Origin of the sequence: Mammaliicoccus sp. C-M13 (assembly GCF_022386845.1) — a bacterium.
Taxonomy (GTDB): Bacteria; Bacillota; Bacilli; order Staphylococcales; family Staphylococcaceae; genus Mammaliicoccus; species Mammaliicoccus lentus.
Genome location: NZ_JAJNHQ010000017.1, coordinates 1 through 22,438, shown reverse-complemented (window position 1 = coordinate 22,438; position 22,438 = coordinate 1). Strand labels below are relative to the sequence as shown.

The 22,438-nt window shown below is 30.4% G+C and carries 21 protein-coding genes and 9 tRNA genes; 24 read left to right on the top strand and 6 right to left on the bottom strand.

All coding sequences use genetic code 11. From position 1 onward, the window contains the following. The first annotated feature begins 162 nt into the window (after positions 1–162). The 6 genes from xdrA to yhaM all read left to right on the top strand — a co-directional run bounded on the left by xdrA (position 163) and on the right by yhaM (position 7,544). Positions 163–621, top strand: a complete 459-nt coding sequence (gene xdrA, locus LQ615_RS11955; RefSeq protein WP_016999946.1) for an XRE family transcriptional regulator XdrA — start codon at positions 163–165, stop codon at positions 619–621. Positions 622–685: 64 nt separating this feature from the next. Beyond that, positions 686–1,816: a DUF445 domain-containing protein gene (locus LQ615_RS11950; RefSeq protein ID WP_239704151.1), complete on the top strand. Its 1,131-nt coding sequence runs from the start codon at positions 686–688 to the stop codon at positions 1,814–1,816. Between the two features lie 74 nt (positions 1,817–1,890). Further along, positions 1,891–2,265 carry a YlbF/YmcA family competence regulator gene (locus LQ615_RS11945; RefSeq protein ID WP_016999944.1) on the top strand — a complete coding sequence of 125 codons (375 nt, stop codon included), beginning with the start codon at positions 1,891–1,893 and terminating at the stop codon, positions 2,263–2,265. 218 nt (positions 2,266–2,483) lie between these two features. Further along, positions 2,484–3,668: a metallophosphoesterase family protein gene (locus LQ615_RS11940; RefSeq protein ID WP_016999943.1), complete on the top strand. Its 1,185-nt coding sequence runs from the start codon at positions 2,484–2,486 to the stop codon at positions 3,666–3,668. A 4-nt stretch (positions 3,669–3,672) separates the two neighbouring features. Continuing rightward, positions 3,673–6,603 carry an ATP-binding protein gene (locus LQ615_RS11935; protein ID WP_239704152.1) on the top strand — a complete coding sequence of 977 codons (2,931 nt, stop codon included), beginning with the start codon at positions 3,673–3,675 and terminating at the stop codon, positions 6,601–6,603. Then, a complete protein-coding gene (gene yhaM / locus LQ615_RS11930) occupies positions 6,603–7,544 on the top strand; it encodes a 3'-5' exoribonuclease YhaM (RefSeq protein WP_016999941.1) in 942 nt (313 codons plus the stop codon). Before LQ615_RS11935 ends, yhaM begins: the two co-directional genes overlap by 1 nt. Positions 7,545–7,877: 333 nt before the next feature. On the opposite strand, the gene LQ615_RS11925 is transcribed toward yhaM, so the two are convergent. From LQ615_RS11925 to LQ615_RS11905, 5 genes are all read right to left on the bottom strand, one after another. Continuing rightward, positions 7,878–8,846 (bottom strand): peptidylprolyl isomerase, encoded by a 969-nt coding sequence (locus LQ615_RS11925; protein ID WP_017001042.1) that lies wholly within the window; start codon positions 8,844–8,846, stop codon positions 7,878–7,880. Between the two features lie 72 nt (positions 8,847–8,918). After that, positions 8,919–9,482, bottom strand: coding sequence for a DUF3267 domain-containing protein (locus tag LQ615_RS11920; protein WP_017001043.1), 564 nt, complete (start codon positions 9,480–9,482; stop codon positions 8,919–8,921). Positions 9,483–9,518: 36 nt separating this feature from the next. Beyond that, the gene (locus tag LQ615_RS11915; protein WP_017001044.1) at positions 9,519–10,064 is read right to left on the bottom strand and encodes an HTH-type transcriptional regulator Hpr; all 546 of its coding nucleotides are present in this window, start codon (positions 10,062–10,064) and stop codon (positions 9,519–9,521) included. 95 nt (positions 10,065–10,159) lie between these two features. Next, on the bottom strand, positions 10,160–10,537 hold the full coding sequence (locus LQ615_RS11910) for a YtxH domain-containing protein (protein WP_017001045.1): 378 nt from the start codon (positions 10,535–10,537) through the stop codon (positions 10,160–10,162). A gap of 65 nt (positions 10,538–10,602) precedes the next feature. Further along, the gene (locus LQ615_RS11905; protein ID WP_017001046.1) at positions 10,603–11,025 is read right to left on the bottom strand and encodes an HIT family protein; all 423 of its coding nucleotides are present in this window, start codon (positions 11,023–11,025) and stop codon (positions 10,603–10,605) included. Between the two features lie 129 nt (positions 11,026–11,154). Between LQ615_RS11905 and LQ615_RS11900 the strand changes: the two genes are divergently transcribed. Together LQ615_RS11900 and ecsB are read left to right on the top strand one after the other, a co-directional pair. Beyond that, positions 11,155–11,892: an ABC transporter ATP-binding protein gene (locus LQ615_RS11900; RefSeq protein ID WP_017001047.1), complete on the top strand. Its 738-nt coding sequence runs from the start codon at positions 11,155–11,157 to the stop codon at positions 11,890–11,892. Continuing rightward, on the top strand, positions 11,885–13,105 hold the full coding sequence (ecsB, locus tag LQ615_RS11895; protein ID WP_064211355.1) for an ABC transporter permease EcsB: 1,221 nt from the start codon (positions 11,885–11,887) through the stop codon (positions 13,103–13,105). The genes LQ615_RS11900 and ecsB overlap by 8 nt, the downstream gene beginning before the upstream one ends. Positions 13,106–13,233: 128 nt before the next feature. Here ecsB and LQ615_RS11890 read toward each other — a convergent pair whose 3' ends face one another. Then, positions 13,234–13,740 carry an antibiotic biosynthesis monooxygenase family protein gene (locus tag LQ615_RS11890; RefSeq protein ID WP_017001049.1) on the bottom strand — a complete coding sequence of 169 codons (507 nt, stop codon included), beginning with the start codon at positions 13,738–13,740 and terminating at the stop codon, positions 13,234–13,236. 164 nt (positions 13,741–13,904) lie between these two features. Here LQ615_RS11890 and hemE point away from each other — a divergent pair, with 164 nt between their 5' ends. The 16 genes from hemE (at position 13,905) to LQ615_RS11810 (ending at position 21,934) form a co-directional block, all read left to right on the top strand. Next, positions 13,905–14,954 carry a uroporphyrinogen decarboxylase gene (gene hemE / locus LQ615_RS11885; RefSeq protein WP_017001050.1) on the top strand — a complete coding sequence of 350 codons (1,050 nt, stop codon included), beginning with the start codon at positions 13,905–13,907 and terminating at the stop codon, positions 14,952–14,954. A 42-nt stretch (positions 14,955–14,996) separates the two neighbouring features. Continuing rightward, positions 14,997–15,917: a ferrochelatase gene (gene hemH, locus LQ615_RS11880; protein ID WP_017001051.1), complete on the top strand. Its 921-nt coding sequence runs from the start codon at positions 14,997–14,999 to the stop codon at positions 15,915–15,917. A 32-nt stretch (positions 15,918–15,949) separates the two neighbouring features. Continuing rightward, a complete protein-coding gene (hemY, locus tag LQ615_RS11875) occupies positions 15,950–17,344 on the top strand; it encodes a protoporphyrinogen oxidase (RefSeq protein WP_239704153.1) in 1,395 nt (464 codons plus the stop codon). Between the two features lie 220 nt (positions 17,345–17,564). Then, positions 17,565–17,639: transfer RNA gene (locus LQ615_RS11870), tRNA-Glu, on the top strand. 87 nt (positions 17,640–17,726) lie between these two features. Continuing rightward, positions 17,727–17,800, top strand: a tRNA-Met gene (locus LQ615_RS11865). Positions 17,801–17,818: 18 nt separating this feature from the next. Then, positions 17,819–17,894, top strand: a tRNA-Asp gene (locus LQ615_RS11860). 11 nt (positions 17,895–17,905) lie between these two features. Further along, positions 17,906–17,978: transfer RNA gene (locus LQ615_RS11855), tRNA-Phe, on the top strand. Between the two features lie 18 nt (positions 17,979–17,996). Then, positions 17,997–18,072, top strand: a tRNA-His gene (locus LQ615_RS11850). 16 nt (positions 18,073–18,088) lie between these two features. Continuing rightward, a tRNA-Gly gene (locus LQ615_RS11845) sits at positions 18,089–18,162 on the top strand. A gap of 7 nt (positions 18,163–18,169) precedes the next feature. After that, a tRNA-Asn gene (locus LQ615_RS11840) sits at positions 18,170–18,244 on the top strand. 3 nt (positions 18,245–18,247) lie between these two features. Continuing rightward, positions 18,248–18,319: transfer RNA gene (locus tag LQ615_RS11835), tRNA-Glu, on the top strand. Positions 18,320–18,359: 40 nt separating this feature from the next. Then, positions 18,360–18,448: transfer RNA gene (locus LQ615_RS11830), tRNA-Ser, on the top strand. Between the two features lie 500 nt (positions 18,449–18,948). Further along, positions 18,949–19,692 carry a trypsin-like serine peptidase gene (locus LQ615_RS11825; protein WP_239704154.1) on the top strand — a complete coding sequence of 248 codons (744 nt, stop codon included), beginning with the start codon at positions 18,949–18,951 and terminating at the stop codon, positions 19,690–19,692. Positions 19,693–19,954: 262 nt separating this feature from the next. Beyond that, positions 19,955–20,443: a MarR family winged helix-turn-helix transcriptional regulator gene (locus tag LQ615_RS11820; protein WP_064211352.1), complete on the top strand. Its 489-nt coding sequence runs from the start codon at positions 19,955–19,957 to the stop codon at positions 20,441–20,443. Continuing rightward, on the top strand, positions 20,440–20,847 hold the full coding sequence (locus LQ615_RS11815; RefSeq protein WP_239704155.1) for a VOC family protein: 408 nt from the start codon (positions 20,440–20,442) through the stop codon (positions 20,845–20,847). The genes LQ615_RS11820 and LQ615_RS11815 overlap by 4 nt, the downstream gene beginning before the upstream one ends. Positions 20,848–21,019: 172 nt before the next feature. Next, positions 21,020–21,934 carry an ABC transporter substrate-binding protein gene (locus tag LQ615_RS11810; protein WP_182094003.1) on the top strand — a complete coding sequence of 305 codons (915 nt, stop codon included), beginning with the start codon at positions 21,020–21,022 and terminating at the stop codon, positions 21,932–21,934. Positions 21,935–22,438 lie beyond the last annotated feature (504 nt).

The window sequence follows — 22,438 nt, the reverse complement described above, 5'->3', positions numbered from 1 at the left end:
CATTTCAACGTATTAAAGAGATAAATTGATAAAAAATCAATTTATCTCTTTTATTTTTATGCAAAATGTATTATGATGATACTTGTGCTCGAAAAAATCGTGTATTTTTGCAACATAATATAATAAATTAATAATAGAATTTAAATAGAAAGGTAGTTATTGATGGATAAACAAACTTTTACAACGATAATTCAAACAAAATTTAAAATGGTTCGTATTGAGGCAGGTTACACTCAAGATACAATGGCGAATACAGTAGGATTATCTAAAAAAACTTTAGTACAAATAGAAAAAGAACGTGTATTACCAAACTGGACAACTTGTGTATCTATCTGTGCATTATTCAGAGATTCAGACGTTTTAAACACAACATTTGGTTGTGACCCTCTAGAGGTAATTCAAATTATTTCTCGTCATCATTGTGCATATCCAAACCATGATAATACGAGTGATATTTATTGGACTACTATTGATGCAAAATCAGGCTACATTTTACAATCTAATAAAAAAACAGATTTGTATAGAGTTTTAAATGACGAACGTCAACCAATATTTGGTACTGCGAAGAAACGTGAAGCAGAAACATATTTCTTACGTAAAACTCAATCATTATTTGTTTAATATTTGTGAAAAGCTACTTCTTAGATTATTCTAAAGAAGTAGCTTTTTTTAAAGGAGAACAGATATGACAACTATATTAACAATAATAGGAATGATGATAATAGGTTCAATTATTGGTGGCTTTACTAACTTTGTCGCTATTAAAATGTTATTTCATCCATACCATGAAAAGAAAATTTTTGGTTATAAACTACCATTTACTCCAGGACTTATTCCAAAAAGAAGAAATGAATTATCGGAAAAAGTAGGTCAGATGGTAACAAACCATTTATTGACTCCGGAAGTATTTAAAGAAAAACTTGTTAACCCTAATACTAAAAGTGTTCTTGAAGATACAATTAAAGTTCAATTTAAAACATTAAAAGAAAAAAACTACACACCACAAGATTTTATAAATAGAATTGATTATCCATTGGAAGAAAAATTAAATGAAACTTTAAAAAATACAATAGAACAAAAAGTGGATAAATATTATGAAATTCATCAAAAAGATGCAATTCATAGTTTAATCCCTGAAGAAATATATGAGGATTTAAGTCGACAAGTGAATCGTGTTACACCTGAGATATTATCGAAAATTGATATTTATTTAGCATCTGATAAAGGCAAAAATGATATATATACAATGGTAGAAGAATTTTTCGAACAAAAAGGAAAAATGGTGGGCATGATTCAAATGTTTATGACTACTGAAGACATTGTATATAAGGTTCGAAAAGAACTGAGAAATGTAATTAAGCAAGAAAAAATTCATAATATGATTGATTTACAAGTACAAACACAATATGAAAAGTGGATGTCAAAATCATTAGATGAAGTTGTTACACTTGAAAGGAAAGATAAAGCAAAAGTTCTTATCGCTGATGAAATAACTGAATCTGTTAATATGCATAAATATTTAAACACACCTTTATATGAACTTGTACCAAGTTTATTTGAATATATGGAAGGTAAAGGTACAGAAAGATTTATTGACTATATGATTCAAAAAGTTGGAGATAATATTAGTTTAATTCTAGAAAGAATGAAATTAGCAGAATTGATTAAAGAACAAATTGATCGCTTCGAATTGTCATATCTTGAAAAGTTAGTAATAGAAATTTCAAACAAAGAGTTGAAATTAATCACATTACTAGGATTTGTATTAGGTGGTATAATAGGCTTGTTCCAAGGTATAATCGCTATTTTTGTATAAGCTTTCGAAGTGTGATACAGTATTATTGGAATTGATATTCTAATACACTTTTTAATTATAGGAGCGAATTTATTATGGCAGAAGTAAATATTTATGACAAAGCGAATGAACTAGAACAAACTTTACGTGAAAGCAACGAATATAACAAAATTAAAGAGCAATACGAAAAAGTAAATGCTGACCCAGAAACTAAAAAATTATTCGATGAATTCCGTGAAGTTCAACTAGATTTACAAAACAAACAAATGCAAGGCGAAGAAATCTCAGAAGTAGATATCGCTAGAGCTCAAAAGTCAGCACAAGAAATTGAGCAAAACGAAACAATTTCTGAATTAATGCAAGCTGAACAAGCTATGAGTCAACTTATTCAAGATTTAAACCGTGTTATCATGAAACCATTAGAAGATATTTATGGTAGTCTTGAAGATAATCAAGAAGGTCAACAATAATTCTTAATTTCAAAAGTCTTGTTAGGTACGTAGTCGTATCTAACAAGACTTTTTTTAGGTTTAAACCGTTGTTTATTACCTTTGTCATGTATCGTATATGCCTTGAATATGGTAAAATTAATACATTAAAAGACTACTTATTAATCTGATTATTCTATTGAATTGTGCTTGAATAAAATAATTAAGAAAATGAACTAATAGTGAAAGAGGTTAGTTAAATGATTAAATTTATACATTGTGCAGATTTACATCTTGATAGTCCATTTAAATCTAGACATTATTTAAGCCCTTCTATTTTAAACGATGTTAAACAGAGTGGTTATAATAGTTTTACTAATATTATTGATGATGCAATAAAAGAACAAGTTGACTTTGTTATTATTTCAGGTGATTTATTTGATCAAGATAACAGAACTTTACGTGCGGAAGTTTACTTGAGAGAACAATTTAAAAAGCTAGAACAAGAACAAATATTTGTATATATTATCCATGGTAATCACGACCCATTATCAGATTCAGTTCATACTGTTTGGCCAGAAAACGTTACGGTATTTAGTGATAAAGTTTCAACATATCAACTTATCACAAAAAATGGTCAAGTCGTTTATTTACATGGATTTAGTTATCAAAAAGATGCAAGTTATGAAAATAAAGTTGATGAATACCCTGAATCAACTGGCAATAAAGGTATACATATTGGATTACTACATGGAACTTATTCTCAAGCTTCGAATGTCAAAAACAGATATACTGAATTTAATGTGGAAGACTTAAACAGTAAACTTTATCATTACTGGGCTTTAGGACATATACACGAGCGCCAAATGATTAGTGAACTATCTCAAATTCACTATCCAGGTAATATTCAAGCACGTCATTTTAAAGAAAAAGGCGAAAAAGGCTATTTATTAGTAGAAGGTGATGAGGCGAAGTTAGAAGCCAGATTTAAACCGACACAATATATACGTTTTGAAAAAGCTATAATTGAAACAAAAGCTAAAGGTAAACATGCATTGTACGAAGCGATTCAAAAGTTCAAAGATAGTGTGCGAACTGAAGGGAAAGCCTTCTACCAATTAGACGTATATGTAAAGCATGATGAAGTACTTAAGCAAGAAGAAATTAATCAAGTTATTCAATTGATTCAAGAGTATGAAGAAAATCAAACTAATTTTATTTTTATTGAAGAATTAAATGTATTTTATGAACAAGATTCTGAAGTGATGTTAGCTAACGAATTTAATGATGATATTTTAGAAGATGACCAAATATTAGAAGATGCATTGAGCGATTTATATATGAATCCTAAAGCAAATCGTTTCCTAGAACCGTTTAGTGATATTGATAAAGAAGCACTCATTGAACGTGGCGAAGAAATTTTAAAAAGAAGAATGAGAGGTTAAAGCGATGAAATTAAAATCATTAGAAATTTATGGCTATGGCCAACTCATGTCTCGTAAAATTAAATTTGACCAAAGTTTTATGCAGATTTATGGAGAGAATGAAGCCGGTAAATCCACTATACAAGCATTTATTCATTCTATTCTATTTGGGTTTCCAACAAAGAAAGAAAATGAACCGAGACTAGAGCCACGATTAGGCAATCAATACGGCGGTAAATTAGAACTAGATTTTGATGGTCAAAGTGTAGAAGTTGAACGCGTTAAAGGTCGTGTTACTGGAGACGTTAAAGTTTATCTCCCAAACGGTAAAGTTAAAGATGAAGAATGGCTTAAACAAAAACTAAATTTCATTAATAAAAAAACATATCAAGGTATTTTTTCATTTAATGTTTTAGGATTACAAGACATTCATAAAAATTTAACTGAAGATCAATTGCAAATGTATTTATTACAGGCTGGTGCTTTAGGTTCTACAGAATTTACTGGTATGAGTAATTTAATGCAGTTAGAAAAAGATGCATTATATAAGAAAAATGGGAAAAACCCAATTTTAAACGTTCAACTTGAACAGTTAAATGATATAGAAATAAAAATTAAAAACGAAGAAAAGAAAATGGCGGAATATGAACGGTTACAAGATGAAAAAGATAAAGTATCTAGAAGGTTAAACCAACTAAAAGATAATTTAGGTAATCTTACAAATCGTTTATCTAGTAAAGAAAAAGAAATATCTTTACATAAAGATGTAGCTGAATGGAAAGATTTAGAAACAAAATTAAACATCGAACCATATACATTCCCTGAGCAGGGGATAGAGCGTTATGAATCCGCTATTAGAGCTAAAGAAAGTATTAAGCGAGATTTAACTTTACGAAATGAAAAACTTACACAAGTAAATCATACATTAAATCAAGTCAAAGTGATGTCAGAACGTGATGAAAAGGCATTAAATAGCATTCGTCAAAGAGAAACTGATATTAAAGAAAGACATCAAGAATTAAAGCAGTTAAATAAACAAATTGAAGATACAGAACGTGATAATACGTTACTACGTCAAGATATTGGTTGGGATGAAGAATATTTATCTGTAGACACATCTGAAGCAATGAAAACACATATTGCTGAGTTAAATAGAATTAAAGATGAAAATATCGCTGAACGTGAACAAATTAAACGTGCGATGAACCAACAAGATATTGAACAAGAGCGTTATAATCATAGCATCGAAAGATTACACAATGACTTAGTTTCAGATGAAAATTATGAACAAAAAAAAGTATATAATCAAAAGGCTTTAGAGCTCGGTGAAAAACGTTCACTCTATCAAAAGATGGAAGACAGTTTTAAAAAGCAAAAAGAAGAAAATGAGAAAAGAACAAAACAATATCGTTTAGGCTCAGTAATTGGTGGAATTCTGTTTGTTGCGATAGCAATATATGCATTTGTTATATCTCAATTTGTATTTTGTGGTATATTTGCCGTTGTTGGTTTATTACTTCTTGTACTATCATTTTTCATTAAAACAAAAGAGTTAGATCATGATGAAGCATTTTCAAGAGAAATTGATGAACTTGAGGAGAAGGTGTCTCAGCTTAAACAGTTTTATAGTTTGGACTTTAATTTAGAAGAACAAACAAAAATAAGACAAGAATTAGATCGTTATTATCAATCACAAGAAATACTTGCTACAAAGCAAGCAGAACTAACTAAAGAATTAGAAAAAGTGGAAGATATCATAGCGAAAAAAGAACGAGCGATTGAGGAAACAAAATCAAGTCTACACGTTTCAAATCAATTATCTTCTCAGTTATTAAATGATGCTCTAAATACAATTAAGAAAATTAAACAAAACAGAATCGAAATAGATAGGCTATTTAAAATAAGAAATGAAAAAGAAGAAACAATAAATGCATTTTACAGAGAAGCTGATAGTATTGTCAGTCATGCGGGTATTCATTATCAAGAAATCTCTTTATTCCATGACGTCAAACAAACTCTAGACGAACAACAAAAAGAATCTAATATTAAAGCGAGAAATATCGAACAACAAGCTTTACTCACAAATGAAATTAATGCTTTAAACGAAAGATTAGAAGAAAATAACAACGTTATACAGACTCTGTTCGATTATATTAATGTACAAGATGAAGAATCTTATTATCGTCATCATAAAGAGTATGTAACGTACCATGAGAATTTAAATAGATTTTCTCAATTAACAAACTATTTAAGTAATCAAAACTATGATTACGACAAAAATACGCAACTTAGTTATATGACAAAAACAGATTTAGAAAATGAAAGAACTCAATTAGAACATCAAGTCGATGAATATAATGATAAATATTTATCAGTACAAGCTGAAATTAGTGATTTAACCGCAAAAATTAACCAGATGGAAACAGATGAAACATTATCTAATTTAAGACATGAATATCATTTATTAAAAGAAAAAGTGAACGAAACAGCAAAAGATTGGGCAGCTTTAAGTTATTTACAAAGCTTAGTTGAAGCTCATATTAAACAAATTAAAGATAAACGTTTACCATTTGTAGTGAAAGATGCCACAGATATCTTAAAAACATTAACAGAAGGTAGATATAATCAAGTTATATATGATGAACAAACGGTGAGTGTAAGGCATGAGAATGGTCAAATATTCCATCCAACTGAATTAAGCCAATCAACTAAAGAGTTATTGTATATTGCTTTAAGATTTAGCTTAATTAAGTCGTTACACAAATATTATCCGTTTCCAATTATTGTTGACGATGCATTTGTTCATTTTGATAAACAACGTAAAGAAATAATGATTAAATATTTAATGTCAATGTCTAAAGATATACAAGTGTTATACTTTACGTGTAATAAAGATAATTCTGTTCCACAAAAACAAACAATAACTCTGACAAAAATAGAAGGAGGCAAGAATTAATGAGAACGATAGAAACACTAAAGCCAGGAGATTCGGTTGATCATTACTTCTTAATACATCGTGCAACTCAAGGCGTAACAGCACAAGGTAAGCCATATATGACACTTTATTTAAAAGATAAAAGCGGAGATATCGAAGCAAAAGTGTGGACTGTCACTAATGAAGACATAAAACTACTTGTTCCAGAAACAGTTATTCGCGTTAAAGGTGATGTTATAGATTACCGTGGACGTAAACAAATGAAAGTAAATAAGTTTAGAGTAGCTACTGAAGAAGACAATGTAAAATTAGAAAACTTTTTAGAAGCAGCACCTCTAACAATTGAAGAAATGTCAGATGAAATCATGACATATGTATTAGATATTGAAAATGCTAAATTACAAAGAATCACACGTATTTTACTAAAAAAATACCAAAAAGATTACTTCACTTTCCCAGCAGCGAGCTCACACCATCATAACTTTGTATCTGGACTAAGTTATCATGTTGTAACGATGTTGAGACAGGCAAAAGCCTTATGTGATATATATCCTATTTTAAATCGTAGTTTATTATATAGTGGCATTATTTTGCATGATTTAGGAAAAGTTAAAGAACTTTCAGGGCCAGTAGCTACAACTTATACAGTGGAAGGTAATTTATTAGGACATATTTCAATTATTAGTGATGAAATATCTCAAGTTGCAAAGGAACATAATATAGAAGGCGAAGAAGTTATGTTACTTAGACATCTTGTCTTAAGCCATCATGGTAAATTAGAATATGGATCGCCTAAACTGCCAATGGTCAAAGAAGCAGAAGTTCTTCACTTCATTGATAATTTAGATGCGAGAATGATGATGTTTGAAAAACATCTTAAAAAAGTAGAAAAAGGACAATTTACAGAACGTATTTTTGCATTAGAAAATAGACAGTTCTATAAACCTGAAACTTTAGATTAATATAACGAGAAATAGGGAGTGGGACAGAAATCTCATTTTATTAAAAAGATTTCGTAGTCCCACCCCGGCAAGGATGACTAGGTATGAAAAAAGCTTGTTATAAGCGCATTTTCATACCAGTCAGCTACTGCCAATACAAAAAAGAGTCTGAGACAATTATTTATGTCTCAGACTCTTTTTTATGAGGTAAAGCACGTGGAATATTGCAAGAGAAGGTCCACGTGCAACATAAAGCGACACTTCATATAAAAAATGGGAGTGGGATAAAAATCTCATTATAATAAAAAAGGCTGAGACATGTATTTATGTCCCAGCCGGATTTAGTAGTTTTATTTATTGAGCTGTTTGTTGTTGTGCAGCTTGCATTTGTTGCTGTTGTAGAGCTTTAGCATTTAAGATATTATCTTCGATTGATTTTTTAATATCTTTATCTTTGTAGTCTACTTTGTACTCATCTAATAATTTCTTGTATGCATTAATGATAAGTTTTGGTTCTTTTTGAATTTTCATTTGACGGTATTGTTCTTTTAGGCTTTCTTTTTGTTTTTTACTAGCTTCGCCTTTGTCAGCTCTAATTATATGGTAACCATATTGAGATTTCACGACATCAGAAATTTCTCCGTCTTTAAGTTTAAATAATGATTTTTCAAATGCTTCATCCATTTGACCTTTAAGTACAAATCCTAATGAACCATTTTTATCTTTTGTACCTTCGTCTTGTGTTTCTTCTTTAGCTATTTTATCGAAGTCATCTGGGTTATCTTTGATTTTTTTAAGTAAATCGTCTGCTTTTTTCTTAGCTTCTTTATCACTTAAGCCATCTTTAGAATCTTCAGATTTAACTTTTATTAATATATGAGAACCTTTTTTAGCATTTTCTTCAATTTCTTTATCAGAAACTTTTATAGAATCGTTAATAAATTCTTCTTGATATTTAGAAGTTTTTTGTGATTCCTTGAAGTCTTTTAAAGTTGCACCAGGTTTCTCTTGTTGCAATGCTTCTTCGAATTTCTTCTTGCCACCATATTGTTCAATTTGCTTATCAACTTGTTTATCTAATTTTTTAGTGTCAACTTTGTCCTCATATTTATCTTTTAAGACTTTGTTAAGAACAATTTGAAAAGCATTTTGAGCGACTTCATCGCTACCCATTTTATCTAATACGTCTTGAGATGATACATCGCCAGCTTTTGTTTCGATTAAAGTTTCGCCTGAATTATCTGAACCATTACCACAGGCACCTAATGTTAAAACTGATGCTGAAAGTGTTACGGGTAACACTAATTTTTTAATTGATTTCATAAATTAGAACTCCTTTTGTAAGAATACAATGATAAATATAGCACATTTAGGAAATTGATTACAAAAAATATCCTATAAATGTTCTGTATTTAGTGAACGTTTTGTTAACAACTCGATGCCATTCTTTCTTTCTTCTATATAAGTCCCTTTTTTAGTAAACAATATAATTTTTAAATAAAGTAAATCTATAATAGATATACCTATATTAACTGACATAATAAATAAAATATAATGTCCATATTGAGGGATGATATTGATTAGAAAAATAGAAAGTGCAGTTATGGTTACAATAGGGCATATAAGTGCACAACAAAATACAATCTTATTTACTGGTTGATCTACACGTATATTATATAATGGTAGACCACGTTTTGCTTTAGTCGTTTTATTCATCTTAAATGACTTACGATAATAAATGAGTACAATCAGGTGCAAAAATTTATGAATTGGATAAATTAAGCAAAGGACGAATAAGAATAAAATAAACTTATCGTCCTTTAATGGTTGAATTTGTAAATACATGAATATTTCGTAAGTGACGATAAATGTTAAAAATGAAACTAAAGTACTAATTAATACAATTCTCTGTAGTCCATACCGAGATTGTATATTGATGGATTTAGAACATAGAAACATAAGTATGTCACCTTCTCAGATATAATTATCTTGATATTATGCATCATCTTCTGATTGTTCGTCAAGTAGATATTTTTTAAGTTGTTCGTGGTTATCTTCAATATGTTTAATAAAGTCACTACCATAAATTTGACCAACGATATATTTAACATCGGTAAATTCTGGCATATTGAACATAACTTTCTCATAATCGGTAGCTATATCATATAGTCTGTTTGTGTCATTTGAATAACTAAAATAAGTTTTACGTAATACTGACAATCCTTTATCAGTTAACTCTAAATAAGTAGTTCTTTTATCGTGTTGGCTTTTAGGCATTGTTAAATAGCCACGTTTTTCTAAGTTTTTAGCAAAATTAAATACTGTAGAAACGTGCATAACACCGTATTTACTAACTTCTGAAATAGTTGCTTCATCTAAGCTTCTTATAATAATTAAAATATGATGTTCATTGATGTTTAAATCAAAAGGTTTTATCCATTGTTGCCAATCCTTTTCGATTGTTTTCCATAAAGCTTTCGATAATTGTGAAACTTTATGAGTGAATAACATTTTCTCTATCATATCCCGTTCATTCGTCATAACAATCTCCCCTTTATTTGTAAAATAAAAGCATGATACTTATGTATCATGCTAAGATGTAACACTTTAATAATATAATAATTTTAACATGTTTTCTATTTTTTTAGAAATGGTAGTTTCGTATTTTGAATTTCTTTTTGAATTTCATTACCACGATTACTTATATTTTCAATATTTTTTTGAATGCGATCAATATTCGGATCGATATCAGCCTTAAATTGACTAATCATCGTTTTTATTTCTTCACTTAATGATTGAATAGCTATTTGACTTTCATCTTTAGTTTTTAAAACATATTCTTTAATTTCTGCTACGTTATCTTTAATTTCATTTATTTGAACTTTTGATCCATCAGCAGTTGATTTTAAATCTGTACGTAAAGCATCACCTGAACGATCAGTGTTAAGTATTGCTGTTGCAAAACCAGTTGCAAGTCCAACACCTACACCTAAAGCGAATCTTGTAAATTTCATAATTTTTCCTCCTTAGTACTCTTAGTTATTTATTTACCCATTTAAAGAAGAGATAAGCACAATTATTAAAATTGTGATTGGATAGCTTTTGCAATTTCTTCTTTTTTAGCATCGTCTAATTTATCTTCATTTGTTTCCCAAATGTAGCCAAATCCATCGATATCATCTTTATATCTTGGAATAAGGTGGAAGTGTATATGATATACAGATTGTGAAGCAAACTCACCGTTATTTTGAATAATGTTCAAGCCATCAGGATTAAATGCTTTTTTAATGGCATTAGCAACAATTGGTAACGCCTCAGAAATATGTTTCATCGTTTCTGCATCTGTTTCATAAATATTTGGTGAAGCTTTTTTCGGAATTAATAACGTATGACCTTTAGTAACTTGTGAAATATCTAAAAATGCATACACGTGTTCATTTTCATAAATTTTAAATGAAGGAATTTCTCCATCGATTATTTTGCTGAATATTGTTTCTGACATGTTATCATCTCCTATGTAAATATTATGTTTATTATATCATGCTCAAAGTTTCTTCTCATTAGATTAAGATAATATTTGATGAACGAAACAATAAGAACATGCTACAATGTATTTTGGAGGTGCGTTCACATGGCAATTAAAGTGAATAATTTAACAGGCGGCTATGGCAAGAAAGCTGTCATCCATGATATCTCATTCGAATGTAAAGCTAATGAAGTAGTAGGGCTTATCGGTTTAAATGGAGCAGGGAAAAGTACTACTATTAAACACTTATTAGGATTATTGACACCACAACAAGGTGAGATGTCTGTTAATAATATTGATATAAAATCTGATATAGAATCATATAGAAGAAATCTTACATATATACCGGAAAGTCCAGTATTATATGATGAATTAACATTAGAAGAACATATTTATATGACTGCTATGGCATATGGAATTGATAAGAAAACAGCACTAGATAGAGCGATGCCGTTATTAAAAAGATTAAGACTAGAAAATGAATTGAAAGTATTCCCAATACATTTTTCTAAAGGTATGAAACAAAAGGTCATGATTGTATGTGCATTTTTAGTTGAACCAGCACAATATATTATCGACGAACCATTTTTAGGACTGGACCCTCTAGGTATTCAAACTATGTTAGATCTTATTGTTGAAAGACGAAATCAAGGTGCATCAGTGTTAATGTCTACTCACATATTAGCAACTGCTGAAAGATATTGTGATCGTTTTATTATATTGCATAAAGGTAAACTCATCGCGATGGGAAACTTAGATGAATTAAGGGAAAAGACAGGACTTACAAATGCTACTTTGGATGATATTTATATTCATTTAACACAAGGTGAGACATATGTATGATGCTAAAAGTTTATTTAATACAAGACAAAAAGAAGAGTTAATAGAGAAGTTAAATTATAATAAATTTATATTTAACGGTCACTTTCTTATATTTTTAACAATTATGCTTGGTGCGTTTGCTTTAGGTTATAGTAATTGGCTACAAGATATACCACAAAATATAAATTATAGGTTGATATTAAGCGTAATTTTAGCAGTTGTTTCTATATTTCCACTTAGAACACTTTTCAGAGAAGCGGATAAGTTATATTTATTACCATTTGAAAAACATTTAAGTATTTATATCAAAAAAGCAATAATATATAGTTATATCAATAGATTGTTTCTACCTATAATCGTATTAATTGTAGGGTTTCCATTATTTTATGAATTATTAGGGAGTAAATTTTATTTATACATTACAGTTATAGTATTAAGTTTTATTTATCCTTTAATGGGGCTCATTATTAAATGGTTTTGGTTAAAGTATGGTCTTGAAGTATGGGGTGCAAACATATTATTATTCATTGTTTATGCCAGTGGTTATTTTATAACGTTAAAAGTAGGGCTATTTTCAGGAATTACGACAATATTAGTACTAATTTCATTAGTCATTTTAATGGAGAGTATTAATAGAGGAACTTTCTATCAATGGGAAACATTAATAGCAATTGAGTATAATCATAAGATGAATTATTATAAGCTTGTAAATATGTTTACAGATGTGAAAGTATTAAATGAAAGAACAGTTCGAAGAAAGTATTTAGATTTATTCTTAAGAACACCATCTTCTAAGAAGTTCAATGAAAATTATATGTACAAATTTCTATTTATAAGAAGTTTTGCGAGAGGGAAAGATGCATTCTTTATTGTATTGAGATTTCTTATTATAGGACTAATACTTATATGGTGGATTGATCAGGCTATTATTTCGGCAATATTAGGCGCACTTATTATGTACTTACTCATTTTACAATTATCGCAGTTTTATAAACAACAAGCGTATGGACTATGGCCACAAGTATGGCCAGTAAATGAAGGTAAAGTCATTAAAGGTTATCATCAATTTTTAATATCTATGATGTGGGTACTAGGTGCTATATTATCAATTATTTATATAGTGAAATTTGTTACGACATCATATTTCTTTATAATATTCTTCATTGTAGGTTGGTTAACTATCGATTCCTCTATTAAAAAAATAAAAAAACATCAAGAACTATTAAGAGATTAAAAAAGGAACGGAACAGAATGACTAGGATTGAAAAAAGTTTTATATAATTGCATTTTCAATTTAGTCAGTTACCGCCAATATAACAAAAGAGTCTGTGACATTGATTATGTCACAGACTCTTATTATTTTTATTCGTCATCTTCAGGTCTATACCAATATTTCGTATAGTTAGCAGTTGAATATTGTTCTGCACCAGAGAATTTTCGTGTTGCTTCTCTCGAGAAATATTCAGCGAAAAATGCTGACTTCGTAAAGTCTTCATAAGATTCATTAGAATCGTAACCTAAAAGAATCATGTAAGTATCACCTTTTTTAGGACGTAATAATCTAAAGGATTCAAAACCTTCAAATCTGTCGAACTCACTATCGATATTAGTATAATGATTTTCAAATCGATGTCTCATTTCTTCTGAAACAGGAATGTAGCTTGCTGCTATGAACTCATGGTCGTAAAACTCACCTCGAGATTCGATAACACTATATTCTCTTGGTTGTGCAAATACAGATTCACCATTTGTTTCGTGAATAAGAACTGTAGTATCTTGTCTAGTATAATGATGAATATTTTCGTTTGGATGCTTCTTCATTATGTTTTGAAGAAAATGATATGTTCCTGTTGTTATATAAAAGTTCATAATTTTTTACCCCCTATCTCTTTAATTAAATTATAAACATGTAAGCGGTAAAATAAAACATATATCTGAATGTTTTGTATAATTTATGACTTTTTTCACACAATGATGTGTTTATAACAGAATATGTTAGAATAGATTGTAATGATTATAATGAGGTGAAATAAATGAGTGTACCGTTTAACGATACAATTTTAAAGGCAACAAGAGGAGAAAAAACAACGCATACACCAGTATGGTTTATGAGACAAGCAGGGAGATCTCAACCTGAATATAGAAAGATTAAAGAAAAATATTCTTTATTTGAAATTACACATCAACCTGAGTTATGTGCTTATGTTACAAAATTGCCTGTTGATCAATACAATACGGACGCAGCAATTTTATATAAGGATATAATGACGCCATTAACTGGTATTGGTGTAGATGTAGAAATCAAGGCTGGAATAGGTCCAGTTATTCATAATCCTATTAAGGACATTTCAGACATAAACAAATTAGGAGAAATTAATCCTGAAGAAGATGTTAAATATGTCTTAGACACTATCAAGATATTAACTCAAGAACAATTAAATGTTCCTTTAATAGGATTTACAGGTGCGCCTTTCACTTTAGCGAGCTATATGATTGAAGGTGGACCTTCAAAAAATTATAATAAAACAAAAGCGTTTATGTATCAGCAACCTGAAGCATGGTTTAAATTGATGGATATGTTAGCAGATATGTCTATACGCTATACACATGCACAAATAGATGCAGGTTGTAAGATGATTCAAGTGTTTGATTCATGGGTAGGGGCTTTAAATGCTGAAGACTATCATTACTTTATTCGACCATCTATGAATAAAATTTTCAGCGCAATTAAAGAGAAAAATGTACCGGTTACAACATTTGGAGTAGGAGCTAGTCATTTAATTGAAGAGTGGAATCAATTACCTGTAGATGTAATTGGTTTAGATTGGCGTTTACAAATTAAAGAAGCAAGAGCAAAAGGTATAACAAAAGCGCTACAAGGTAATTTAGACCCAGCTGTATTAATGGCTCCATGGGAAATAATAGAAGATAAATTAAAACAAATATTAGATCAAGGCTTAATGAATGATAACTATATCTTTAATTTAGGTCATGGTGTATTTCCAGAAGTTCAACCATCTACATTACAACGCGTAGCAAAATTTGTACATGATTATTCAGCAGAATATAAATCAAAACAGTAATCACATTAAATAGCTTTAATTTTATTAGAGGGAGTAAGGAAAATGAGTAAAAAAATAGGATTATTAGTTATGGCATACGGTACACCTTATGAAGAAAGTGATATCGTGCCTTATTACACACATATTAGACGTGGGCGCAAACCTTCAGATGAACAAATTGAAGATTTGAAAAGCCGTTACAAAGCAATTGGTGGTATTTCACCTTTAGCGGGTACAACTAAAAAGCAAGCTGAAAGTCTACAAGGAGCTTTAAATGAAAATTATAAAGATGTAGAATTCCAACTTTATATCGGCCTAAAACATATCAATCCTTTCATTGAAGATGCAGTTGAACAAATGAATAAAGATGGAATTGATGAGGCTGTTACAATCGTATTGGCTCCACATTATTCAAACTTCTCAGTAGGTAGCTATAATAAACGTGCTCAAGAAGAAGCGGATAAATATGGTATTAAACTACATCATGTTGAACAATTTTATAATGAACCAGCATTTATTGAATATTGGACTACAATGATTAACGATACGTTACAAATGATTCCTAAAGAAAGTCATGATGAAACTGTACTTATCGTTTCAGCGCATAGTTTACCGGAAAAAATTAAAAAAGCTAATGATCCTTATCCAGATCAACTAGAAGAAACAGCTCGTATTTTAGCTGAAGAATCAGATATTAAACATGTTTCAGTAGGTTGGCAATCTGAAGGACAGACAGGTGAACCTTGGTTAGGACCAGATGTTCAAGATTTAACACGTGATTTATATAATGAAAAAGGTTATAAGCACTTTATATATACGCCAGTAGGATTTGTATGTGAACATTTAGAAGTTTTATATGATAACGACTATGAATGTAAAGTAGTATGTGATGAATTAGGCGTAAATTATCATAGACCGCCTATGCCGAATATCGATCCAAAATTCATTGAGGCTATGGTTTCCGCAATAAATAAAAAATTCTAATTCGATTCTCGAAGAAGAAAGAAGTGTGAAATATGTCAAAACGAATTGCAATAATTGGGGCAGGGATAACTGGGTTATCTGCTGCCCATTATTTAAGAAAAGAAGATTCAGATTTAAAAATAGATGTTTATGAACAATCAGATAGAGTTGGCGGTAAAATTAAAACTTACCGTAAAGATGGATATACAATAGAATTAGGACCAGAATCATATCTCGGTAGAAAAACTATTATGACAGAACTAGCAGAAGAAATAGGGATTGCTGATGATTTAGTAACAAACAAAACAGGTCAATCTTATATATACAGTCATAACAAGCTATATCCTATACCAGGTGGTTCTATTATGGGTATTCCTACAGAAATAAAACCATTTTTAAAAACCCAATTAATATCTCCACTCGCTAAAGCTAGAGCTGGGTTAGATTATTTCTTGCCAGTTAAACCAATGCATACTGATATATCAATAGGTCACTTTTTTAGACACCGACTAGGAAATGAAGTACTTGAAAATTTAATTGAACCGTTAATGTCTGGAATTTACGGTGCAGACATTGATAAATTAAGTTTGAAAACTACTTTCCCACATTTTAAAGAGCAAGAAGAACAAGAAGGTAGTCTCATCAAAGGTATGATTGCACAAAAAGCAAAAAATAAAGCGAATCAAAATGTTACTGTAAAACCTAAAGGGCAGTTCAAACAATTCAAACATGGTTTGGAATCTTTCGTTAATACATTAAAAGATAACCTTGAAGATAGAAATGTAAAAATAAATTTAAATTCAGAAGTTCAAAATGTTAAACAAAAAGGCAAAAAAACAGTTGTCACAGTTAATGGTAAAAATCATCATTATGATGGTGTCATTGTAACAACGCCACACCAACATTTTGTGAAGTGGTTCCAAGATGATATAGAATTAGATTATTTCAATTATATGCCTTCTACAAGTGTTGCTACAGTTGTGATGGCTTTTGATAAAGAACAAGTACTTAATGATAAAGATGGTACTGGTTTTGTAATAGCTAGAACGAGCGATACTGCTATAACTGCGTGCACATGGACTAATAAAAAATGGCCACATACGACGCCTGAAGGCAAAGTATTACTAAGAGCTTATGTAGGTAAGCCTGGGTCAAATATTATTCATCATAAAGATGAAGAACAACTTAAACAAGTAGCACTAAATGATTTAAATAAAATTATGACGATTAAAGGTGAACCTGAATTCTTCATTGTAACGAAATTACCTAATAGTATGCCGCAATATGAAGTAGGGCATATTGATCGTATTCGTCATATACAAAAACATATTGAAGATAATTATAACAATTTAATTCTTACAGGAGCATCATTTGAAGCGGTAGGTTTACCAGATTGTGTTCAAATGGCGAAAAATGCAAGTGATAAAATGATAAATTATTTAAATTAATTAAGGATTTATATTTAAAGATAAGGCTATATTTTTATGTAATTCACATTATAATTTTTAGCTTTATCTTTAAAAAATCTTTAAAAATCAAGTCTATTTTTCCCTTTAGTGAAAATTGTATCGAAGATGTTAAAAGTACTTGTTTTTTATTAAAGAAAGTAAAGAAATAGCATTGACCTTTTCTATATTTCTATATATAATAAAGTAGTTCTCATGGAGAGGCCCCTTGGTCAAGCGGTTAAGACACCGCCCTTTCACGGCGGTAACACGGGTTCGAGTCCCGTAGGGGTCACCATTTTAAATAAAATAATTTTAATATTTTCTTGACATAGTATTAATAATTGTGTTATATTAAAAGGGTAGCCGATTTATTTAATATTAAAGCGGGATGGAGCAGTTCGGTAGCTCGTCGGGCTCATAACCCGAAGGTCGGTGGTTCAAATCCGCCTCCCGCAATTACTTTTTTTCAATGATGGTCCCGTGGTGTAGCGGTTAACATGCCTGCCTGTCACGCAGGAGATCGCGGGTTCGATTCCCGTCGGGACCGCCATTTATAAATTTGGCTCAGTAGCTCAGTCGGTAGAGCAAAGGACTGAAAATCCTTGTGTCGGCGGTTCGATTCCGTCCTGAGCCATACTTTTTTACAAGTATGGCGATTGTGGCGAAGTGGTTAACGCATCGGATTGTGGTTCCGACATTCGTGGGTTCGATTCCCATCAGTCGCCCCATATAAATTTTTACTACGCGGGTGTAGTTTAGTGGTAAAACCTCAGCCTTCCAAGCTGATGATGTCGGTTCGATTCCGATCACCCGCTCCATTATTATTCCACAGTAGCTCAGTGGTAGAGCTATCGGCTGTTAACCGATCGGTCGTAGGTTCGAATCCTACCTGTGGAGCCATAAGGCCCCTTGGTCAAGCGGTTAAGACACCGCCCTTTCACGGCGGTAACACGGGTTCGAGTCCCGTAGGGGTCATATAATCAGAGGTGAAATATCGCTTCTGATTTTTTTATGTGGAGAGTTGTCCGAGTTGGCCGAAGGAGCACGCCTGGAAAGTGTGTAGGCGTCACAAGCGTCTCGAGGGTTCGAATCCCTCACTCTCCGTTTGTACCTTAATTATCAACAACTCCAAGACGTTGATATTACTAGCTTTCTTCATTATTTGAAGGAAATTTATAAAGAGCAAGTGTCAAAAAAGTGTCAAGAGAGTAATTCTCTGACACGTTGACCTTGCTCTTTTTTTGTTCATGAAATAAATGATAGTGAATATCGAGGGGATTGAAATATTAGAACCTCTTAATTTTTTACTGATGAATTTAACTGGAATAGATTTATTTAATAATATGAACTGTTTTATTACGTTTTTTAAACTTTATTAAAAAAAGTTAATGGAGTTCTTTTCTATAAACTATATATTTACAATATTTTTAAGACACTGCAATGTTAATAAGGTAACATTGTGGTGTTTTTTGTATATTTTAAAATTTATTAGAATTTTAAATTGAAATATATGGAATATTTATTGAAAATTTAGTATGATAAAAGTCAGTATATAATAATATTTGCGTATCAAAATAGAACATCAAAAGATAGAAGGAGCAAAAATGAAAAAGATATTATTTTTGAGCACTATAATTATACTACTTGCTTCAGGTTTTATGTCTGGACAGGCAAAAGCAGAACTTAATTTAGTATCACCAGTCAATCAATCTGTAACAAAATTAAATATAGATTTTGGAAACTATAATGGGGAGATAGAGAAAGTTAAGCATACGGGTTGTACAGGGACTGTTATTTCTAAAGATACAGTTTTAACAGCGTCTCACTGTCTCTATAAACATGACATCGCTGGCAAGGCTACTAAAGTAAAAATAACGCCTGGTCAAAATAAAGATGAAAAACCGTATGGTGTATTTGAATCAAAAGACATCATCATACATGAAGGTTGGTTAGATCAAAATACTCGCTGGAGTTATGATATTGCGTTAATAAAGGTAAAACCTAATAAAAATAATCAACATATAGGTGATGTTGTTCCTCCAGTGTCTATGGAGACGAAAGATTCAAATAAAAAAGTAGGCACACAAGTTTCTTCTGTAGGATATCCAGGCTTTAAAGAAGAAGAAGAAGAAGGTGTAAGTCAATGGGGAGATGTAGGTAAAATAATAGGGTCTTCAAAATACTTCGTTGAGACGGATTTAGAAACTTATCCTGGACAATCAGGAGGTCCGCTGCTTAATAAAGATGGACACACATTAGGTGTTTTAAGTGGGCCAAGAGAAGGAAAAATTACATACATATCGATAAACGATGAAATATATAATTGGATTAAAGCAAATATGAATTAATGCAACATATTGTTATATACTGAACTAAAATTACTATAGTTAATACATTTTAGGGGATATTCAATATTCATTGATAACTATCTTTTAAGATATTTCATACTTAAAGATCTTACTTAGTTAACGCTAGGTAAGGTCTTTTTTACTTTTTAAATAATTTTAGAAAGTGGTGTGTAAACAGAAATCATTGCAATATAAAATCACACGTGTTAAGTTAGTTAGACAACAAAGTATCTTGATTATCAAGATAAAAGGAGGTGCACTTTTGAAAGAAAATAATAAAGATGAAATAACTAATTCTGATGAAGAATTAGTTTCTCTGGTGAGAGGTTTAGGAACACGCATTGTATTATATCAACAACGTGTTTCTGAATTATTGAAAGTTTACAGTCATGACTTTACTTCGATAGATTTATTACGAGAGACTGGGCCTATCACAGCAGGCGAGTTGGCTAATAAAGTAGGATTAACAACTGGAAGTGTTACTTCATTAGTAGATAGATTAGAAAAAGTAGGCTACGTGAGAAGAGAAAGGCATCCTGAAGATCGCCGTAAAGTTATTATCGTTCCACAATATGAACAAAAAGTTGAAGTTCAAGAGGTTTTTTCAGATTTAAATAAGAATTTGCTAGGATTAAGCTCTAACTATAATGAACAAGAATTAGAAACAATTAAAAGTTTTTTAGGAGGATTTACAGAGTTATTAGAAACTCAAATTCAGAATTCAAAAGAAGAGAAAGAGGTAAAAAAATGAAACTTAATCATATAAATATAGCAGTTAAAGATGTTGTGACGACAAAGGAATTTTTAGAAAAATATTTTGGTTTAAAATGTATTGCTTCCGCTGGAAATATGTTTACAGCATTAAATGACGATGATGGTTTATTATTCAATTTAATAAAAGATGAAAATGCAAGTTATCCAGATACGTTCCATATAGGCTTTCCACAGGAAGATGAAGAAAGTGTAGACAGAATATATGAGACACTCAAAGAAGACGGTTTTGAAGTGTGGGAACCAGCTTTAGCACATGGTTCATATACATTTTACTTTAAGTCACCAGGAGAATTTACAATTGAAATATACGCTCAAGCAGAAGAAAAAACAAAAACAGTAGTACATCCATATTTTGATGATTTTTCAAACAAAGATAAATAATATACTTTATTTTAATATTTAAAACCCTGTACATTAGGGTTTCTTTTTTTTACTTTTATAAATTATTTAGTTAATCAAAATATGAATAATATATCTTTTTTACAATTTTATATTGTAGAATTCTAAATTAATAGTATAATTGATAAAGATTCTCAATAAAGGAGTGTAAAAATTGAAAAGATATTTATTTTTATTTATGGCATGTTTAGTATTCTTGTTAGCTGCGTGTGGCAATAATGATAGTAAAGATTCCAAAGATAGTAGTGATAGTAAGGAAGTTACATACACTGACCAAGATGGTAATAAAATTAAGGTTCCTAATAAACCTAAAAGAATTGTAGATTTAACTGCTAGTTATGGTAATTTTAAAAAATTAGGTGTTGAACCTATAGCAATTACTAATGTATATCCTGATTCAAAGTTCTTAAAACAAGATGATATTAAAAAGGTAGATCCTGAAGATCCTGAAGCTGTTGCTAAATTGAAGCCTGATTTAATTATTGCATATGCTGAGAATAAAAATATAAATAAATTGAAAAAAATAGCACCAACTGTATCGTTTAGAGTTAAGGATTTAACTTATAAAGATATGCATGAAGATATTGGCAAGTTAGTTGGTAAAGAAGATGATGCAAAACAACAGATTAAAGATTTAGATAAGAAAATGAAAGATGATGGTAAGGAAGTTAAAGAGAAACTAGGGGAGGATAATACTTATACGATTATGGATATCCAACCTAAACTTATGTATTTGTTCGGCCCTGGATTTGGTAGAGGTAGTGATGTCATATATAATGGTTATGGCTTGAAACAAGATCCAGATGCTAAGAAAGATATTCCTAAGGAAAGATACATGGAAGTTTCACAAGAAGATTTCCAAAAGTACACTGGCGATTACCTATTAGTGCCGACTCAAGATGGCAAAGCTCCTAATAATGCATTTACTAAGAGTAACGTTTGGAAAAATACTGACGCAATTAAAAATGACCATGTCATTTATTACTCAATTAATGAATTCTTGTATTCAGATCCTATTTCTTTAGAAAAACAATCTGATTTCTTTAAGAAAGAACTTTTAAATAAATAATGAATAAAAAGTCTGGGACATAAATCCTAACTCAAAATAACATCTCATTTCACTGTTTATTCAGTTAGAAATGAGATGTTATTTTTATATAATCTTCCATTTTGTTCGTGCAGGCTTGACTTAATAGAAATAAATATAAGAAAAAGAGCTATGGACATAAAACCTTAGCTCTTTTTTTGGATTGATCAAAAAGCAAGAGTTGATATTGTTGTTGGATTTATTCCGACAATAATCCAATTAGACACACTCTTATTGGATTTTCTACCTCATTAATCCAAGTAACCACACTCTTATTGGATTTTCTACCTCATTAATCCAACTACACACGTTTTTATTGGATTTACTCCTACAATAATCCAAGTAACCACACTCTTATTGGATTTACTCCTACGATAATCCAAGTACACACACCTTTATTGAATATGTCCATATAATTGTGTAATAAAAAAAGAGCCAAATATAGCTCACTTTAGTACAATGTAATCGACTAAGAAAATATTGTAG

What these genes read in the sequence shown, in the direction of transcription:
- LQ615_RS11905 (WP_017001046.1), bottom strand. Translation starts at nt 11,025, where the DNA reads ATGTCAGAAACAATATTCAGCAAAATAATCGATGGAGAAATTCCTTCA.
- ecsB (WP_064211355.1), top strand. Translation starts at nt 11,885, where the DNA reads ATGTATGATGCTAAAAGTTTATTTAATACAAGACAAAAAGAAGAGTTA.
- LQ615_RS11945 (WP_016999944.1), top strand. Translation starts at nt 1,891, where the DNA reads ATGGCAGAAGTAAATATTTATGACAAAGCGAATGAACTAGAACAAACT.
- LQ615_RS11890 (WP_017001049.1), bottom strand. Translation starts at nt 13,740, where the DNA reads ATGAACTTTTATATAACAACAGGAACATATCATTTTCTTCAAAACATA.
- LQ615_RS11815 (WP_239704155.1), top strand. Translation starts at nt 20,440, where the DNA reads ATGAAACTTAATCATATAAATATAGCAGTTAAAGATGTTGTGACGACA.
- LQ615_RS11940 (WP_016999943.1), top strand. Translation starts at nt 2,484, where the DNA reads ATGATTAAATTTATACATTGTGCAGATTTACATCTTGATAGTCCATTT.
- LQ615_RS11950 (WP_239704151.1), top strand. Translation starts at nt 686, where the DNA reads ATGACAACTATATTAACAATAATAGGAATGATGATAATAGGTTCAATT.
- hemY (WP_239704153.1), top strand. Translation starts at nt 15,950, where the DNA reads ATGTCAAAACGAATTGCAATAATTGGGGCAGGGATAACTGGGTTATCT.
- LQ615_RS11910 (WP_017001045.1), bottom strand. Translation starts at nt 10,537, where the DNA reads ATGAAATTTACAAGATTCGCTTTAGGTGTAGGTGTTGGACTTGCAACT.
- hemH (WP_017001051.1), top strand. Translation starts at nt 14,997, where the DNA reads ATGAGTAAAAAAATAGGATTATTAGTTATGGCATACGGTACACCTTAT.
- LQ615_RS11825 (WP_239704154.1), top strand. Translation starts at nt 18,949, where the DNA reads ATGAAAAAGATATTATTTTTGAGCACTATAATTATACTACTTGCTTCA.
- hemE (WP_017001050.1), top strand. Translation starts at nt 13,905, where the DNA reads ATGAGTGTACCGTTTAACGATACAATTTTAAAGGCAACAAGAGGAGAA.
- xdrA (WP_016999946.1), top strand. Translation starts at nt 163, where the DNA reads ATGGATAAACAAACTTTTACAACGATAATTCAAACAAAATTTAAAATG.
- LQ615_RS11915 (WP_017001044.1), bottom strand. Translation starts at nt 10,064, where the DNA reads ATGACGAATGAACGGGATATGATAGAGAAAATGTTATTCACTCATAAA.
- LQ615_RS11920 (WP_017001043.1), bottom strand. Translation starts at nt 9,482, where the DNA reads ATGTTTCTATGTTCTAAATCCATCAATATACAATCTCGGTATGGACTA.
- LQ615_RS11935 (WP_239704152.1), top strand. Translation starts at nt 3,673, where the DNA reads ATGAAATTAAAATCATTAGAAATTTATGGCTATGGCCAACTCATGTCT.
- yhaM (WP_016999941.1), top strand. Translation starts at nt 6,603, where the DNA reads ATGAGAACGATAGAAACACTAAAGCCAGGAGATTCGGTTGATCATTAC.
- LQ615_RS11900 (WP_017001047.1), top strand. Translation starts at nt 11,155, where the DNA reads ATGGCAATTAAAGTGAATAATTTAACAGGCGGCTATGGCAAGAAAGCT.
- LQ615_RS11925 (WP_017001042.1), bottom strand. Translation starts at nt 8,846, where the DNA reads ATGAAATCAATTAAAAAATTAGTGTTACCCGTAACACTTTCAGCATCA.